The following is a 16,752-nucleotide window of genomic DNA, read 5'->3' on the forward strand; positions in this document are numbered from 1 at the left end:
GATGGGTCAGGAGTACTCGCTGTAGCGGCGGCTGTCGGCGTGCCAGGCGCGGCTGCCGCCCATCCAGGCCCACAGCCCGCCCAGGAAGCGTTGCAGCGCAGGGGATCCGGTCGCCGCGAGCAATGCCGCCTCGCCCTCGAAGCGGTGTACCAGCTCGTCGTGCACCCGTGCCGTCTGCACGATCGCCTCGTGACGGCTGCAATTCTGTTCCGCGGCAAGCACCGTCGGCAGGTTGAATTCCCTGCCGCCGGACTGATCCTCGCGGGCCATCGAATAGAGGTCGTTGACCATCTGGGAGGCCAGGGCCGCGGTGGTGATCACCCGCCGCATGCGCGGATCGGTGTATTCGGCCGCGCTCAGCTCGTATCCGCCGACCACATCGATCGGCGCCATGCAGGGCAGGAAGCTGTGCGGCTGGCGGTTGGTCAGGTACTCCCAGACCTTCGGCATGCGCCCGGCCGCGCGCCACCCGCCCTCGGCGGCCAAAGCGATGAACCACCCGGCGATCTCGGTGCGCAGCCGGGCCAGCTGCGCGGGCGTCGCATAGTGCGCCAGGTGCTCGAACGAGGTCCGGAAGGCGCGCAGGATGGGGTCCGCGGCCATCACCCGCTCCAGCTCGGCCTGATACTTCGCCGGGAGATGTACCGGATCCATTGCGGCCGCGGCCAATTCCAGGCGTGGACCCAGTTCGGCCTCCGCGCTGGAGGGGGTGCCGTCGGCCGCGTGGTCGTCGGCGTCCTCCTCGCAGTAGTAGTCGTCGACCGACCACTCGGACACCGCGCATTTCGCCGCCGCGAGCAGGCGGTCCGGATCGTCGCAATCCGGATGCGCGAGCATGATCAGCCGCCCGAAGTCGGCCTTGCGGAGCTCGTCCAGCTTGCCCTCGTAGAGCCCGATCGCCTCGGCCCAGGCCAGAATTCCCTCGTTGACCGCCTCGGCGAGCACGGGATCGTCGCGGACCGGCGGCGGGCAGTAGAGAGCGGGAATTCGAGAACCGGCCGCGGGCGTGCAGTCCTGCTTGCCGGAATTCTGCTCAGCCGCAACAGATTCCGCGCTGCGTCCAGCTCGACGCGGCCGCGTCGGATCCGTTCCGGCGCCAGGTAGTGCGGTCATCCGTTCGCCGGTCGCACTGCGGCCGGACGTTCCGTCGGCGGCGGCGGGCCGCTGCGGCGCGGAGGTGCCCAGCGCGGCGATCCGCGTGAACCCCGTGCCGATTCCGGTGGGCCCGAACGGCATCCGGGAGGCCATGCCGTCCGGGGCGGAGGCAGCCTCCGCAAGTCCATCGGGACCCGCCCCCGAGCCCGGCCCGGAGACTGCATCGGCAACCCCGTCCGATGCAACACCTCCGGACGCAGCGCCGGGCGGGGAAGGAACCAACAGACTCGCCGCACCGAGCCCGGCCGGCCCGAGCAACCGCAGTGGCGCCTCGCCCGCGGTCATGCCCCCCAGCGTGGCCGAATCATGGGACAGCACTTCGGCTTCGGGAACCCCCGGCCGCGCCAGGGCGGTCGGGGGAGCGTTGCCGAGATCCTTCAGTAGCGCGGCGATCACCGAGGCCACCTCGGAGGTGGCCGGCGGCGCCGCGGCGCGCGACAGCACCGACATGGCTGTGCCCCTTCGTCAGTCGCTCTGCCGGGCGACCAGGACGTTGTCCAGGATGCCCAGCGCGTCGGGCACCAGTACCGCCGCGGAGTAGTAGCAGCTGATCAGGTACGAGATGATCGACTGGTCGTCGATACCCTTGAAGCGGACGTTGAGGCTCGGCTCGAACTCGTCGGGAATTCCGGTCTGGTGCAGGCCGATCACGCCCTGCTCCTTCTCCCCGGTGCGCATCGCCAGGATCGAGGTGGTCTGCTTGTCGCTGACCGGGATCTTGCCGCACGGGAAGATCGGCACCCCGCGCCAGGCCGGAACCCGGTGCCCGTCGATCTCCACCGGATCCGGATACAGCCCGCGCTTGTTGCACTCGCGCCCGAACGCGGCGATCGCCTTCGGATGTGCCAGAAAGAGTTTCGTGCTGCGGCGCATGCTCAGCAGCTCGTCCATGTCGTCCGGGGTCGGGGCGCCGGACTCGGTGTAGATGCGCTGCTTGAGGTCGCAGTTGTGCAGCAGCCCGTAGTCGGGATTGTTGACCAGATCGCTCTCGCGCCGCTCGTAGAGGGCCTCGATGGTCAGGCGCAGCTGCTGCTCGATCTGATTGTGCGGCTCGTTGAACAGGTCCGCGACGCGGGTGTGCACGCGAAGTACGCTCTGCGCCAAGCTCAATTCGTATTCGCGCGGTGTGGCGTCGTAGTCGACGAAGGTGCCCAGCAGCAGCGGCTCGCCCTCGTGGCCCGAGTGGATCTCGATCTCGGCCTCGCCGTGTTTGTTCTGCGCCCGTACCGGCGCGGCGGCGTACCGGTCCAGCTGCTCGTGCAGCGCCGGAATCTCCTCGGTGATCTGGTCCAGTGCCGTGCGCGGCAGCGCCAGCAGTGTGGTGCGGGTGACGGTCCGGATTGTCACCGGCCAGATGGCATTCGGGTCGACGAGCATGTCGTCGCCGAAGAAGTCGCCGCCGCCCAGCATGCCGAGTTTGGTGCTCTCGCCGTACTCGCCGGTGCCGATCTTGCTCAGCTTGCCGTGCACGATCAGCAGCACGCGGTCCATCGGATTGCCGAATTCGGCTATGGTCGTGCCGGGTTCGAGGTCCTGCTGCTCGAAACGCTGCGCGAGCGCACGCAGGATCTCCTCGTCCTCGAAGCCGCGCAGTTGCGGTAATTCCTGGAGTTCCAACGGGATTACGCGAGCCTGGCCGCCGTCGATGACGTACTCCACCTCACCGTTGCCGATGGTGTGGGTCAGGCGGCGGTTGACACGGTAGATGCCGCCGTGCACATCCACCCACGGCAGCGAGCGGGTCAGCCACCGGGAGCTGATGCCCTGCATCTGCGGCTCGGATTTGGTGGTGTGCGCGAGTTGATGAGCGGCGGTGGTGGACAGGCTTTTCCGGACATGGTTGTCGGTCTGTACCGGCACATCGATAGTCATGCTGCAGTCCTCACCTCAGAGTTGCCACGCGACGACAGGGCGGTTGAGTACAGAGATATGCGACAGGCGGCAGATGCCTGAAAAATCGAGACGTTTGTGCGAATTTGGTAGCGCAACAGTGCGTTCCAGCGCTTCCGATGATAGGCACTCGCGGGTACGAGGGGAAGCGGATTCGCCGAATGCGCATCGGTAGCCAGCCCCTGTAACGATGTCGCATCGAAGCCGGGCCCGGACCCATCCGAATCGGTTTTCCCCGAACTGTTCTCGGCGCGCCCGGCACCCTCGCTAAGGTGGATTCCGGCACTCGCCGTTCGTTCTCCCCACCGGTCTGTCCCCTCCGTGTCGCCCCTGGGAGTTCCCATGTTCACCTGGCTCTACGAATTACGCGATTGGCTGGGTTTCCTGATCATCACCGGAACCCTGGTCGTCATCACCTGCGCCGGCATCGCGCTGCTGAGACCCTTCGTGCAGAAGGTGTTCGGGCCCGAACCCGGCCGCAACGAACAGGTCACCATGGTGCTCACCGTCGGCGGCGTCTTCTACGGCCTGCTGCTCGGCCTGGTCGCCGCCGCCACCTATCAAGCCTTCGACGCAGCACAGGATCTGGTGTCGAACGAGGCCGCCGCCGTCGGCACCCTCTACCGCGAGGTGTCGGCCTACCCGGACCCCGAACGGGGCGTGTTGCAGAAGGATCTGGTCGACTACACCGATAATCTGCTGAACGTCGCCTTCCCCGGGCTGCAGAACGGGGAGGATCCGCCCGGCGGCACCGCCGTCGTCACCCGCTTCCAGGACCACCTGCTGGCCTTCCAGCCCCAGACCAAGGCCCAGGAGATCGTGCACGCCGCGGCCATCGAGCAGTTCGCCAAGTTCGACGACGAGCGCCGCCGGCGCATCAACGCCTCCTCCGGCGGCCTGCCGAACGTGCTGTGGGGAGTGATCGTGCTCGGCGCCGCGGTGAACCTGGTGCTGCTGTGCCTGTTCAGCCTGTCCACCCGCGGGGCGCATCTGCTGCTGGGCGGGCTGTTCGCCTTCTTCCTCGGCACGATGATCTTCCTGATAGCGGCCCTGGACTATCCCTTCCGGGGCGATCTCAGCGTCAGTCCGGAACCGGTCGAGACGATGTATCACAACGTCATGGGCCACTGAGCGAGGTCACGGGCACCGAGCGGCCGCCGGCCCGCCATCCCCGACGCCATCCCCGACCCCGCGGTCGGTTTATCCCCCTGACTTCCCGGACGCTGCCGCGCGTACCCCGGTTGATATGGCAAGCTCGACGGCATAGATGCAGGGGTCCGCGTGGGCGCGCCACGCGGAGGGTCAAGGCTGGGAGCTGCCGTGAATTTGTCGACGAAGTCGATCGTGGGGTCGGTGCAGCGGCTGGTGGCCACCGCGCAGAACGGGCTCGAGGTGATCCGGTTCGGCGGGCTGTCCCATCAGGTGGAGTCCTCGCCCTACGAGGTCACCGAGCGCAAGCGGATGTACCGGCTGCGCCACTACTTCCCGGACGCGACCGGCTCGGACCGCCCGGTCGCCCTGCTGGTGCCCCCGCTGATGGTGAGCGCCGACATCTACGACGTGAACGCCGAGGGCGGCGCCGTGGGCATCCTCAATCGCGCCGGAATCGATTGCTGGGTACTGGATTTCGGTTCACCGGCGACCGAGGAGGGCGGCTGGAAGCGCGACCTGGCCGACCACGTGCTGGCCCTGGACAGCGCCATCGATACGGTCACGGAGCTGACCGGTCGCGGTGTGCACCTGATGGGCTATTCGCAGGGCGGCATGTTCGCCTATCAGGCCGCCGCCTATCGCTACGGCAAGGGCGTGGAAAGCATCGTGACCTTCGGCAGCCCGGTGGACATCGTGGCCGGGCTGCCCTTCGGGCTGCCGCACGGGCTGGTGTCCGACGTCGCCGACTTCCTGGCCGACCACGTGCTGAACCGGCTGCCGATTACCGATTCCATGGTGCGCGTGGGCTTCCAGATGCTCGATCCGGTCAAGACCGCCAAGGCCCGGATCGATTTCCTGCGCCAGCTACACGACCGGGAAGCGTTGCTGCCCAAGGAACGTCAGCGCCGGTTCCTCGAACACGACGGCTGGGTGGGGTATTCCGGCCCGGCCGCGGCGGATCTGCTCAAGCAGTTCGTCGCACATAACCGCTTGATGCTGGGCGGGTTCGTGATTCGCGATCGTCCCGTCTCGCTGGCCGAGCTGGAATGCCCGATCCTGGCCTTCGTCGGCGAGGTCGACGACATCGGGCAGCCCGCGGCCGTCCGCGGCGTCCTGCGGGCCGCGACGAACGCGCAGGTGTACGAGGCGACGCTGATGGCGGGTCATTTCGGGCTCGTTGCCGGCAGCACGGCCACGAATCGGACGTGGCCGCTGGTGCGCGAGTGGGTGCGCTGGCTCGGCGGGCAGGCGCCGCTGCCGGAGGAGATCGCGCCGATGACCGAGCACGTCCCGGCCAACCGGCAGCGCTCGATCGCGAACCGCGTCGTGCACGCCGCGGGCACGCTCGCCGAGGCCGGCACGGATCTGGGCAGTGCGCTGGGCAGCATGGCGAGCAGCACGCTGCGCGGTTCGGTGGAGCTGACCGGCGAGGCCGCACGCGCGCTGCCGCGGCTGACCCGCCTGGGCACGATTCAGCCGCACACCCGGATCTCGTTGGGGCGCTTGCTATCCGAACAGGTGCGTGAGGCGCCGCTGCGGGAATTGTTCCTGTTCGACGACCGGGTGCACACCAATGCCGCGGTGGACACCCGCATCAACAACGTGGTACGCGGCCTGATCGCCGCCGGGGTGCGCCCGGCGAGCCGGGTGGGCGTGCTGATGGAGACCCGTCCGAGCGCGCTGGCCGCGGTGGCGGCGCTCTCGCGCCTCGGCGCGGTGGCGGTGCTGCTGGCGCCCGGTAGCGAGCTGGCGCGCGCGGTGGAGCTCACGGGCGCGAGCACAATCCTCGCCGATCCGGAGAACCTGCGCGATGCCGCGGCCGTCGGCGGCCGGGTGCTGGTGCTGGGCGGCGGCGACGCGCGCGGGCTGTCCGTGCCGCCGGGCGCGGACGTCACCGACCTCGAGCAGATCGATCCGGCCGCGGTGCCCCTGCCCGGCTGGTACCGGCCGGATCCGGGGCTGGCGCGTGAGCTGGCGTTCGTGCTGGTGACCGGCACCGGACCCCGTCTGGATCTGAAGTACATCACCAACCACCGCTGGGCGCTGTCCGCGTTCGGCACCGCCACCGCCGCCGATCTGGACCGCCGCGATACCGTGTACTGCCTTGCGCCGCTGCATCATTCGTCCGGGCTGCTGGTGAGCCTGGGCGGCGCGGTCGCGGGCGGCAGCCGGATCGCGCTGGCCCGTTCGCTGGATCCGCCCCGATTCGCCGAGGAGGTGCACCGCTACGGCGTCACCGTGGTCACCTACACCTGGACGATGCTGCGCGACATCCTCGACGCCGACACCTTCCCCAACGGGCATCCGCATCCGATCCGGCTGTTCATCGGGTCGGGCATGCCCGCCGGGCTGTGGCGGCGCACGGTCGAACGATTCGCGCCCGCAGGGGTGCTGGAGTTCTACGCCTCCATCGAGGGCGATGTGGTGCTGGCCAACGTGGCCGGAACCAAACTCGGCTGCAAGGGCCGGCCGGTGCCGGGCACGGCACGGGTCGAGCTGATCGGCTACGACTCCGCGACCGGTGAAATCCTCACCGACGCACAGGGTTACGCGCGCCGCACCGCGGACAACGAGGTGGGCCTGCTGATCGGCAAGGCGTCGGAGGCAGTGGACATCTCCTCGGGCGGCCTGCGCGGGGTGTTCGCGCCGGGGGATGCGTGGATGCCGACGGAGAACCTCTTCCGCCGCGACAGCGACGGCGACTACTGGCTGATGGACCGCCGCGACACCGTCATCCGGACCGCGCGCGGCCCGGTGTACAGCCAGCCGATCGTGGATGCGCTCAACGACATCACCGCGGTCGACATGGAGGTGGCGTTCGGGCACACCGTCGGTGCGGCGGGCGCCCGCCGCACCCTCGCGGTGGCCGGGGTGAGCGTGCGGGAGGGGTGCCGGCTGGAGCCGAAAGATGTCACCGAGGGGCTGCGCCTGCTGGATCCGGCGCTTCGCCCCGACGTGGTTTACGTCGTCGGAGATATTCCCCGCAGCTCCACCTACCGCCCCTCGACCCGCGCGGTGCAGGCCGGATTCCGCCTCGAGCCGGGCGAGAACACCTGGTACTACAACGGGAAAACGGAAGCCTACGAACCGTTGACCCCCGCCGCATTGGAGGCGCTCCTCGCCTGATCCGGGTGCGCCTTGCGTGTCGGGCGGGCGACTTTCCGTCACCCGGCGTACACGGAGCGGTCCCGGGCGGTGTTCACCGCGCCATTCGAGGGTCATGCTGCGGTCTCGGCGTGCGCGGCCGACGGCGTACCCGGGATGTGTAGTGTAACGGCCGACGCCGGGCCGAGCGATTCCCACGATGCGACTTGTCGTCGCGGGATCGGGAGGAATCCTTCAGTGAGAGTACTTGTTTCGGCGGTCGCGGTGATCGGGGCCGTCATGTGCCTCAGTGCCTGCGAGAGCGGTCCCACCGGGTCCGCCGCACCGAGCGCCTCGCCCTCCACGTCGTCCACATCGACGGTGGCGACGACTGCCAGTGCATCCGGCACGCCCGAGTCGACGTCCAGCGCGCCGATCTCGACGCAGGCCACGACCACGCACACTGCGCCGCCACCCAGCCCGGCACCGGTCCCGGCCGCCACGCCCTGCACGCGGGTGACCGGCCAGGAGCTGCAGCAGGTCGCGAATGCCAGCCATGCCTCGTCCGCGCCGATCGTGCTCGGAGAACCGCAGTGCAAGCAGTTCTGGGCAATGGCGTGGTCCGTGCGTACCGCTGCTGCGCCGCAGCCGGCCGGGTACCTGTTCCAGGCGACGGCGGAGGGCTACTGGCGCTATCTGGCTGTCGGCACCGCGATCGATTGCACCTCGAGGTACGGCGTTCCGGCCGACGTCGCCTCGGCACTGCGCGGGTGCCGGTAGCGGCGACGGCGACACGCCGCTACCGTTCCGGCGGCCGGACGAGCGCTCAGACGCGAAAGGCCGTGACGGCGTCGACAACCCGGGCGACCTGGGTGTCTGTCAGGCCGGGCCACAGGGGCAGTCGCAGCATCGTGCCGGCGAAGTCGGCGCTGCGTGTGCAGGGATGGGGTGTGCGGCCGAGTTTCAGTCCCGCCGGGCTGGAGTCGAGAGGAACATAGTGAAACGGCGCCGTAATGCCCTGTGCGCGTAGGTGATCGATGAGGCCGTCGCGACGCTGCTCGGTCGGTAGGCGGAGATAGTAGAGGTGGGCGGTGTGCTCGCGGTCGGCGGGGACCCGCATCGGGCGCACGTCGTTGCGCGCGGCCCAGCCGGACAGGGCGCTGGCGTAGGCGTTCCACACCCGCAGGCGGCCAGCCTGGATCACGTCGAACTCGGCGAGCTGGGCATCCAGTACCGCGGCGTTGAGTTCACTGGGTAGATAGCTCGAGCCGATGTCCTGCCAGGAGTACTTGTCGATCGCGCCGCGGAGGAATCGGGCCCGGTCGGTGCCCTTCTCCCGGATGATCTCCGCGCGCGCGGCCAGGATATCGTCGCGCAGCAGCAGTGCACCGCCCTCGCCGCAGTGCACGTTCTTGGTGTCGTGGAAGCTCAGCGTCCCGAGGGTGCCGAGGGTACCCAGCGGCCTGCCACGCCAGCGCCCGCCCAGGCCGTGCGCGTTGTCCTCGATGATCGCCAGGCCGTGCGCCTCGGCCAGCGCGAGCAGCCGATCCATATCGGCGGCGACTCCGCCGTAGTGGATCACCACCAGCGCCCGGGTCCGGCGGGTGAGGGCCCCCTGCACCGCGTCGGGATCCAGGTTGCCACGCTCGTCGATATCGGCGAAGACGCAGGTCGCCCCGCGCAACGCCACCGCCGTGGCAGTCGAGGTGAAGGCGAAACTCGGGACGATGACCTCGTCGTCGGGCCCGAGTTCCAGTAGCAGCCCGGCCATTTCGAGCGCGTGGGTGCACGAGGTGGTCAGCATGGCGTGCGGTGCGCCGGTGAGCTGCCGCAGTTTCGCGGTCGCCGCCGCGGTGAACGGACCGTCGCCGTGGCTGTGGTCGGAGTTAAGCACTGCCGCGAGGTTGGCCAGTTCCCGCTGGGCGCGATGGGGCTTGCTGAAGATGATCCGGTCAGTGGGCACCCGGGCGCCTCCCGCCGCTCGGCGCGGACCGGAACAGCGCTCGCAGTGCCGGATCGGCATTGGCGGCCGGTGGCTCGGCCGAGGCGACCGACACGGCACCGACAGGCCCCGCGCCGGTGTTGGGCTCGGATCGAAGGAACGGTGTTGCGGCACAGGCGGACCAGGTGCTCGTCGCATGCGCAACGCCGACCGGCCGCGCGAGCTCGGCAGGGCGGAAGGTGCCGGGGAGCCGCGTGGCGTGGGCGTCCGGCCGCGGCGTCGGCGAATCCACGGTCAGATACAGCGGTTTGCCCACCAGTACATGCAGTGCCACACCGAGGTATTCGGCGATCAGCCCCAGGGACAGCAGCGTCGCGCCCGAAACCAGCAGCAGCACAACGATGGTGGATGCCCAGCCCGCCGGATTCTCCCCGTGCCCGAACACCGCCTGGCCCACGATGATCCCCGCGTACACCACGCCCGCGCCGGCCAGGCCCGCCCCCAGCAGGCTCACCAGCCGCAGGCCGCGAGTTCCGCTGCACAGCACCATCTTCCAGAACAGCGAGAACAGCCGGCGATAGTTGTATCCGGATTCCACGCGTCCCTCCGCGCGCAGTGTCACCGGCGCCTGCGCTACGTTGCCGACCACCCACGTCAGCGCCACGTCCAGGTACACCCCGGCCGACGCGACCCGTGCCAGCTGGCGGCCGATATCGCCGCGGATCAGCCGGTAGCTTTCGAAACGGGTCGAATCCGGGAACGCGAACACCGTGGCCAGCGCGATCTTCGCCCCCCGTGAGGTGAGGTTGCGCAGTGGCCCGTGCGGGCGGGTGTTGGTGGGTTTGGAGTACACCAGGTCGGCCCGTTCGGACAGGGCGGTATCGAGGAAGACCCCGATGCAGCCGGGGTCGTGCTGCCCGTCCTCGTCCATGGTGACGATCCATTCGCCGCCCGCGGCGGCCATTCCGGCGATGGTCGCGGCATCCTGGCCGAAATTGCGGCTCAGCCACACCGTCCGCACCTGCTCGTAGTCCCGATCGAGTTGCCCGAGCACGACATCGGACCGATCGGGCCCGTTGTCGTGCACCAGCACGATCTCGGTGACGGCGAACACCGCCCCGCCGGGTGTGCGGGTGGGCCGGGCCAGCGCGTGTAGCTCGGCGACGAGCCCGGCGATGGTCTGCTCACCCCGGTAGACGGGCACGACGACCGACACCGCATGGACCCCGCCGGGGCGTGCGGTGTGCGACGGCACGCGCTGCGGCGCGCGTACTGAAGGAATCGACATCGGCAGCTACGACTTTCGATAACGGAACGCGCCGGAAGATCTCATGTCTGTGCTGAGCCTGAATTGCAGTGAACTCTAACAGAGCTCACAGCTATTACCGGGCTTCCGTTGAACCCTCGCAAGTCCGGCATCCACCGACGGTTGGCGGGCGCGCGCGGAACCGGCCTGTAGGGTTTCTCAATCGTGGTGCACAGTGCAGTGTCGACACCTATACCGAGCGGGTCTGCCGTGGCTGCACGGGTGCGGACCCCCGGCCCCGGACCGGACGTTACCGCCGAACGCGCGCGGCGCCGGTCGGTACGCCGCTGGGCGGGGATCACCGTGCTCGGCGTGCTCGCCGGATACGCCGCCGTCCTGCTGGCGAATGCGCGGCACTTCTACAGCGACGACACAGAATCCCAATACACGCCGCTGTGGGTGATGCTGGGCCGGCATCTGCGCGAGGGGCACCTGCCGCTGCTGATGCCGGACCAGTGGATGTCCGGGAACTACACCATGGAGGAGGCGGGGCTGTTCAACCCGCCGCAGCTGCTGATCGATCTGATCGCGCCCTCGGTCGACAATCTCGCGGTGCTGGCCACGGTCGTGAAGCTGGTGTTCTCGATCATCGCCGCGACCGGGGTGTACCGGGTCTGCCTGGCCTATCGCGGCCGGGTGGAGTGGGCGGCGGTCGCGGGCATCGCCTTCCCGCTGACGGGCTGGTTCCTGTTCTTCGACGAGGCCAGCTGGGTGACCTCGCTGACCGGCACCGCCTGGATGGTGCACGCGTGGGCCTCGGCGGTCCGGTACGCGCGCGGGCGCGGCGGACCGATTCCGGTGTTCGTCTTCCTGTATCTGGCGATTTCGGTCGAATACGTCTTTCCCGCAGTGGAATCGGCGCTCATGCTGGTCGCCGTCGGCGTGGGCGAGCTGGTGTACCAGCGCCGCTGGCAGCCGGTCGCGCGGCTGGTTGCGGTGTCACTGTGCGCGGGGCTGGCCGGCCTGATCACCTACCTGCCGAGCATGCTGTCCGCGACGGTGAGCTGGCGGGGCAATTCGCAGATCAACAACGACCGGTTCTTCACGGTGCCGTGGTCCGAGTCGCTGAACGCCAGCCTGCCCTCGGCCTTTCCGGCACTGGATTCGTGGTGGGGCTATGTGCAGCCGCTGCCGATGACCTATATCGCCTGGTTCCTGATTCCGGCGCTGGCGTTCGTCGACTGGGGCCGGGCGCGCGCGGCGTGGCGGGAGCTGAGCGGGGTGGCGCTGTTCGCGATCATCTTCCTGATGTGGACCGCCGGGCCCGGCACCGTCGGCCCGCTGCGCTGGCCCGCCCGGGTGCTGCCGATGCTGGCGTTGGGTCTGCTGGTGCTGGTGTGCGTGCTGCTGGGCCGCTTCGGGACGGTCGCGAAGCGCCCCGGCGCGCCCGGAGAAGGCGGCTTGCGTAACCACGTCGGGCCCTCGCACGCGCCACCATGTGACAGGGGGCGTGTCGTCACGGCGTTGGTGCTGATCGGATTGCTCTGGGTCCGTACGTTTTCCGCCGATCCGCACGACGTGCTCTGGCATGTGCTGTCCGCGGCGGTGGTGGCCGGGGTGGGCGCGCTGGCGGTGTGGCTCGGTGCCACCCGGGGCACCGCCGCCGCGGCCGCGCTGACGATCGCGGCGATGTTCCCGATCGCGTACGCGCAGGTGCGCGGCGTGCAGCCGACCCCGGTGAATTGGCAGCTGCCGGTCAGCCGGTCCGCGGCGCGCGCGGCCTTCCCCGACTTCCGCGGTGTCACCCTCCAGCTCGGCGATCGCGGACTGCTGCGGCCCGGAGATCGCAGCGTGAGCGGCGCCTACGGTTCGCTGGTGTTCGGCAACTACGCCAAGGATCTGGATCTGGACTACGTGAACGGCTATACGCCCAACGGCCACCGCTGGTTCGCCGAGATGCTCTGCATGGGATGGGATTCCAGCGTGTGCCCGGACGCGTACCAGCGCGTGTTCGCCCCCGAACCCACGACCGGGCGCACCCTCGCCGATCTGATGAAGGTGGATCGGGTCGTCCTGCAGCGGGCCATGTTTCCCGCCGCGGGCACGCTTCCCGCACCTCGGGGCTGGCGGTGGGTCGACTATCCCGGCCACGAACGGTACGTCTGGGTGCTGGAACGCGTCGGCGGCCCGGTCTCGGGGGTGAACGGACGTATCGCCGATGTCCGGGGCGCCAGTGCCACAACGATTTCCGAGAGTGACACCGGCAGCGTCGTGCGGGTATCCGCGCCGGGCGGGGGACGGGTGGTCTTCGCCCGGCTCGCCTGGCCGGGCTATCGCGTAACGCTCGACGGCCGCGCTATCCCATTCGATAGGATAGCGAAATCCTTTGTCGCCGTGGATATTCCATTGGGCACCCGGAATGCCGTGCTGGCGGTGACGTGGCGGCCGCCGGGCTGGACGACCGGCGCGGGGGCGGCCGCCCTGGGTCTGCTGGGGCTCACGGTGATGGAGTGGGCATATGTTCGCTCGCGGCGGCCGCGCGGACCGGTCGAGCCGGTGGAATCGCGGGAGCCCGAACCCGAGCTGGCGACCGCGACCTCGTGAGCGCCGGAATCGATGGCGGTGGAGCGTGGCGGCGACGGGTCGCGTCGTGACCGAACCGCGGTCGCGGCGTACGGTTTCGACGATGGAGTCGTGAGCGGAGCGCAGCGGAGTGAACCATCAGCGCAGCGCGCCTCGCGCACGATGGAGCCGAGCGCCAGCGAGGTGGAGTCGTGAGCGGAGCGCAGCGGAGTGAACCATCAGCGCAGCGCGCCTCGCGCACGATGGAGCCGAGCGCCAGCGAGGTGGAGTCGTGAGCGGAGCGCAGCGGAGTGAACCATCAGCGCAGCGCGCCTCGCGCACGACGGAGCCGAGCGCCAGCGAGGTGGAGTGAGGTGGAGTCGTGAGCGGGAGGAAGTCGGTGTTGCAACGCGTGTCGCGTACGGCGGAGACAGGAATCGGCGGGTTGAAGTCGTGAGTACGGCGGAGGAGTCTGCGGCTGTCGCGGCCGACCGGGCGGCGCTGCGCGGGCCCGAGGTGCCGGTTCCGGACATGTCCCTCGCGGACCGGACAGCGGCATCGCCGTGGCCGGGCGCGCTGCTGCGACTGGTCCGGCGGCAGGAGGTGGCGTTCGCGGCGGTCGGCGTGGCAAACACGCTGCTGGGCATGGTGATGACGGTCGTGTTCGAGACGCTGCTGGGGCGTTCCTGGCCCCCGGCGGTGGCCGTGGCGCTGGCGTACGCGGTGTGCATCGTCTTCGCGTTCGTCGCGCATCGCCGCCTGGTGTTCCGCGTGCGGGGGCACGTGGTGCGCGATTTCGTCCGGTTCGTCCTGGTGAATTCCGGCGGGCTGGCGCTGAACATGGCGGGAGTGCAGCTGACCGTCGGCGTGCTGCGCCTGCCGGAGACGCCCGCGACGCTGGTCGTGATGGGCCTGGTCGCGGTGGGCTCGTATTTCGGGCACCGGCACTTCTCGTTCCGCCGCACTCCCGTGGCCGCGGACACCGTGTCCGGCCTGCCCGCGGCGGACCGGTAGGTTATCGGCCATGCCGGAGGAAATCTTGGACCCCACCCTGCTGAGCCTGCTGGCCTGCCCCCAGGACAAGGGCCCGCTGTCGCTGGTCCGCACCGAGGACGGCGCCAGCGTGCTCTACAACTCGCGCCTGCGCCGCGCCTACCCCGTCGACAACGGTATCCCGGTGCTGCTGATCGATGAGGCGCGCGAGGTGAGCGATGCCGAGCACGAGGCGTTCACCGCACAGGGCTGAGCGAGACGGGACCGAACACTCTCGAGCTGTGCTGTCGCTGACGACAGCATGTGGGCGCGCCGGGCACCGACACGGGCTGGGGGCCGGTGACCGAAGTCGGAGCAGTGTGCCCGGATTCGACTGGACCGAGCACGGGCGGGCAGCGCCGGGCGGTCAGGCGTCCGCAGGCGGCAGGTCCAGATCGCCTGTGAGATAGCGCTGTAGCGACGGACCGACCAGCAGCGCAACCTGTTCGGCGGGCATCGACGCGATCGGCTCGATGCCGACGATCTTGCGGGCCATCATTACCCCGGCCATCTGCGCCACCGCCAGGACCACCCGCGTGTGCCCCGAACCGGGGGGCGAATCCACCCGAGCGCGAACGTCTTTCAGGATCACCTCGAGCACGAAGCTCCCGATCAGTGTGGGGTCGCCGCCGCCGATGATGGTGCGGAATGCGGCGATCGCCGAGGCGCCGGCGGGCGAGTCCCACACCCCGACCACGGTGCGGACGATCGCCTCCCCGAGTCCGTCGATGGGCGCGGCCGCGATGAGCGCCCGGATGACATCCGTATCGACCGGCAGATTCACCACTGCGGCGAGCAATTCCTGTTTGGTGCCGAAATAGTGGTGTACGAGCGCCGGATCGACCCCCGCGGCAGCCGCGATGGAACGGATGGACGCCTTGTCGAATCCCACCTCCGCGAACCGTTCCCGCGCGGCGGCGAGGATGGCCTCGCGCGTGTCCGGATTCCCGGGCCGCCGGCCGCTGCGCCCGGATGCGCCCGCGCCATCGAGCTCGTCCGGTGGATCGCCCGGTCCGTCCTCGCCGGATGCCCTCACGCCGTGCGCCTGCGAAGCGTTGCCGCGCCCAAAGCCAGTGCGACGGCAGTGAATCCGGCCACGACGCACAGATCGCGCCACATCAGCCCGGTCGCCCCGGTATACCGCGACACCTGCTGCAGCGCGTCGACCGCGTAGCTCAGCGGCAATACATCGCTGATGACCTCGAGCCAGCGCGGCAGCTGTGCGCGCGGCACCAGCAGCCCGCACAGGAAGAACTGCGGACCGACGATCACCGGCATGAACTGCACGGCCTGGAATTCGGTGCGCGCGAACGCGCTTGCCAGCAGCCCGAGCGCTACGCCCAGCACCGCATCGAGCACCGCGATCAGCAGCACCAGCCAGACGCTGCCCGCCGACTTCATGCCCAGCAGCCAGAACGAGACCAGGCAGGCCAGCCCGGCCTGTGCCGTCGCGGCCACCGAAAACGCCGAGCCGTATCCGGCCAGCAGGTCCAGTTTCGACAGCGGCGTGGTCATGAGGCGTTCCAGTGTGCCGGAGGTTCTTTCGCGCTGCATCGCGATCGCGGTGATCAGGAACATCACGATGAACGGCAGAATGCCCAGCAGGCTGACGCCGATCCGGTCGAACAGCGAGGGCATGCCCGGGAACGACGGTTCGTCGTGATATACGAAGTAGACCAGCGTCAGCAGCAGGGTGGGGACCAGCACCAGCATGGCGACGGTGCGCCGATCGGCGCGCAGCTGGCGCAGGATGCGCACGGTCGTGGCGGTGTAGCAGCGCAGCGGGGGCGCGAAAGTCGTTGTCATGACGGCTCTCCCATCTTGATCAGGGCGAGAAATGCATTCTCCAGGCTGGTTTCGCCGGTCTCGGCGCGCAGTTCGGCGGGGCTGAGCTGGGCCAGCAGACGCCCGTCGCGCATCAGCAGCAGCCGGTCGCAGTGCTCGGCCTCGTCCATGACGTGGCTGGACACCAGCAGGGTGCGGCCCTGCGCGGCCAGGTCGCGGAACTGCCGCCACAGGTCCACCCGCAGCACCGGATCCAGCCCGACGGTCGGCTCGTCCAGCACCAGCAGTTCGGGATCGGCGACCAGCGCGCAGGCCAGCGAGGCCCGGGTGCGCTGGCCGCCGGAGAGCTGATTGCCGCGCTGGCGGGCGTGTTCGGCGAGCCCGACCGCCTCGATGGCCTCGGCGGCATCGCGCCCCGAGCGCCCGTACAGCGCGGCGAAATAGCCGACGTTGTCGGTGACGGTGAGATCGTCGTAGATGCTCGGCGCCTGCGTCACGTATCCGACCCTGGCCCGCAGGCCCGGCGTCCCGGCGTCCTCGCCGAGCACTCGCACGCTGCCCGCCTCGATCAGTTGCGTGCCGACGACGCTGCGCATCAGCGTCGTCTTGCCGCAGCCCGACGGGCCGAGCACGCCGGTAATGCACCCTCGCGGCACGCTCAGCGAAATATCGTGCAGCACTTCACGTCCGCCGCGACGCACCCGCAGGTGCTCGACCTCGATCGCGGGAGTTGGATCCGATGCCGTCATGGGCCACCCTCTTATTCACCGGGCGTTGAATTCATTGCATGTTGAATTCTGCGCCCAGTGCGGGCCGAATGCAACCCCCGGCACACGATCGCGTCGGGCCCCCCGGGGAGGGGGGGGCGTCGCGATAGGGGGGAGGGGTGGAATTCAGGGTAGAG

13 protein-coding genes and 1 pseudogene are annotated in these 16,752 nt (G+C 69.5%); 6 read left to right on the forward strand and 8 right to left on the reverse strand.

Going from position 1 to position 16,752, the window contains the following annotated elements; genetic code table 11:
- Nucleotides 1-6 precede the first annotated feature (6 nt).
- Both KO481_RS43635 and KO481_RS36240 read right to left on the reverse strand, forming a co-directional pair.
- Nucleotides 7-1,605, reverse strand: a complete 1,599-nt coding sequence (locus KO481_RS43635) for a family 2 encapsulin nanocompartment cargo protein terpene cyclase (RefSeq protein WP_245402021.1) — start codon at nt 1,603-1,605, stop codon at nt 7-9.
- A gap of 15 nt (nt 1,606-1,620) precedes the next feature.
- Nucleotides 1,621-3,027: a family 2B encapsulin nanocompartment shell protein gene (locus KO481_RS36240; protein ID WP_215923034.1), complete on the reverse strand. Its 1,407-nt coding sequence runs from the start codon at nt 3,025-3,027 to the stop codon at nt 1,621-1,623.
- 360 nt (nt 3,028-3,387) lie between these two features.
- On the opposite strand from KO481_RS36240, the gene KO481_RS36245 reads away from it, so the two are divergent.
- Together KO481_RS36245 and KO481_RS36250 are read left to right on the forward strand one after the other, a co-directional pair.
- Nucleotides 3,388-4,176 (forward strand): bestrophin-like domain, encoded by a 789-nt coding sequence (locus KO481_RS36245; protein WP_215923035.1) that lies wholly within the window; start codon nt 3,388-3,390, stop codon nt 4,174-4,176.
- 189 nt (nt 4,177-4,365) lie between these two features.
- Complete coding sequence (locus KO481_RS36250; protein ID WP_215923036.1) at nt 4,366-7,323, forward strand: AMP-binding protein; 2,958 nt, start codon at nt 4,366-4,368, stop codon at nt 7,321-7,323.
- Nucleotides 7,324-7,415: 92 nt separating this feature from the next.
- Here KO481_RS36250 and KO481_RS36255 read toward each other — a convergent pair whose 3' ends face one another.
- On the reverse strand, nt 7,416-7,784 hold the full coding sequence (locus KO481_RS36255; RefSeq protein ID WP_215923037.1) for a hypothetical protein: 369 nt from the start codon (nt 7,782-7,784) through the stop codon (nt 7,416-7,418).
- A 13-nt stretch (nt 7,785-7,797) separates the two neighbouring features.
- On the opposite strand from KO481_RS36255, the gene KO481_RS36260 reads away from it, so the two are divergent.
- Nucleotides 7,798-8,061, forward strand: coding sequence for a hypothetical protein (locus KO481_RS36260; RefSeq protein ID WP_215923038.1), 264 nt, complete (start codon nt 7,798-7,800; stop codon nt 8,059-8,061).
- Nucleotides 8,062-8,107: 46 nt separating this feature from the next.
- Here the strand turns inward: KO481_RS36260 and rffA are convergent, their stop codons facing one another.
- Complete coding sequence (gene rffA / locus KO481_RS36265; protein ID WP_215923039.1) at nt 8,108-9,244, reverse strand: dTDP-4-amino-4,6-dideoxygalactose transaminase; 1,137 nt, start codon at nt 9,242-9,244, stop codon at nt 8,108-8,110.
- Nucleotides 9,245-9,494: 250 nt separating this feature from the next.
- Nucleotides 9,495-10,511 (reverse strand): annotated as a pseudogene (locus KO481_RS36270) (glycosyltransferase); the annotation flags it as partial.
- Between the two features lie 228 nt (nt 10,512-10,739).
- Between KO481_RS36270 and KO481_RS36275 the strand changes: the two are divergent.
- The 3 genes from KO481_RS36275 to KO481_RS36285 all read left to right on the forward strand — a co-directional run bounded on the left by KO481_RS36275 (nt 10,740) and on the right by KO481_RS36285 (nt 14,277).
- Nucleotides 10,740-13,073 (forward strand): putative glycosyltransferase family protein, encoded by a 2,334-nt coding sequence (locus KO481_RS36275; RefSeq protein WP_372452173.1) that lies wholly within the window; start codon nt 10,740-10,742, stop codon nt 13,071-13,073.
- A 411-nt stretch (nt 13,074-13,484) separates the two neighbouring features.
- On the forward strand, nt 13,485-14,045 hold the full coding sequence (locus tag KO481_RS36280; RefSeq protein ID WP_308166917.1) for a GtrA family protein: 561 nt from the start codon (nt 13,485-13,487) through the stop codon (nt 14,043-14,045).
- 10 nt (nt 14,046-14,055) lie between these two features.
- A complete protein-coding gene (locus KO481_RS36285) occupies nt 14,056-14,277 on the forward strand; it encodes a Trm112 family protein (protein ID WP_215923040.1) in 222 nt (73 codons plus the stop codon).
- Nucleotides 14,278-14,430: 153 nt separating this feature from the next.
- Here KO481_RS36285 and KO481_RS36290 read toward each other — a convergent pair whose 3' ends face one another.
- From KO481_RS36290 to KO481_RS36300, 3 genes are read right to left on the reverse strand one after another with little or no spacing between them, the layout of a single operon-like run.
- Nucleotides 14,431-15,099 carry a TetR/AcrR family transcriptional regulator gene (locus tag KO481_RS36290; protein WP_215923041.1) on the reverse strand — a complete coding sequence of 223 codons (669 nt, stop codon included), beginning with the start codon at nt 15,097-15,099 and terminating at the stop codon, nt 14,431-14,433.
- Nucleotides 15,096-15,869: an ABC transporter permease gene (locus KO481_RS36295; RefSeq protein WP_215923042.1), complete on the reverse strand. Its 774-nt coding sequence runs from the start codon at nt 15,867-15,869 to the stop codon at nt 15,096-15,098. The genes KO481_RS36290 and KO481_RS36295 overlap by 4 nt, the downstream gene beginning before the upstream one ends.
- A complete protein-coding gene (locus KO481_RS36300; protein WP_215923043.1) occupies nt 15,866-16,597 on the reverse strand; it encodes an ABC transporter ATP-binding protein in 732 nt (243 codons plus the stop codon). Before KO481_RS36300 ends, KO481_RS36295 begins: the two co-directional genes overlap by 4 nt.
- Nucleotides 16,598-16,752 lie beyond the last annotated feature (155 nt).

The sequence above is a fragment of the Nocardia albiluteola genome (genome assembly GCF_018860155.1).
GTDB lineage: Bacteria > Actinomycetota > Actinomycetes > Mycobacteriales > Mycobacteriaceae > Nocardia > Nocardia albiluteola.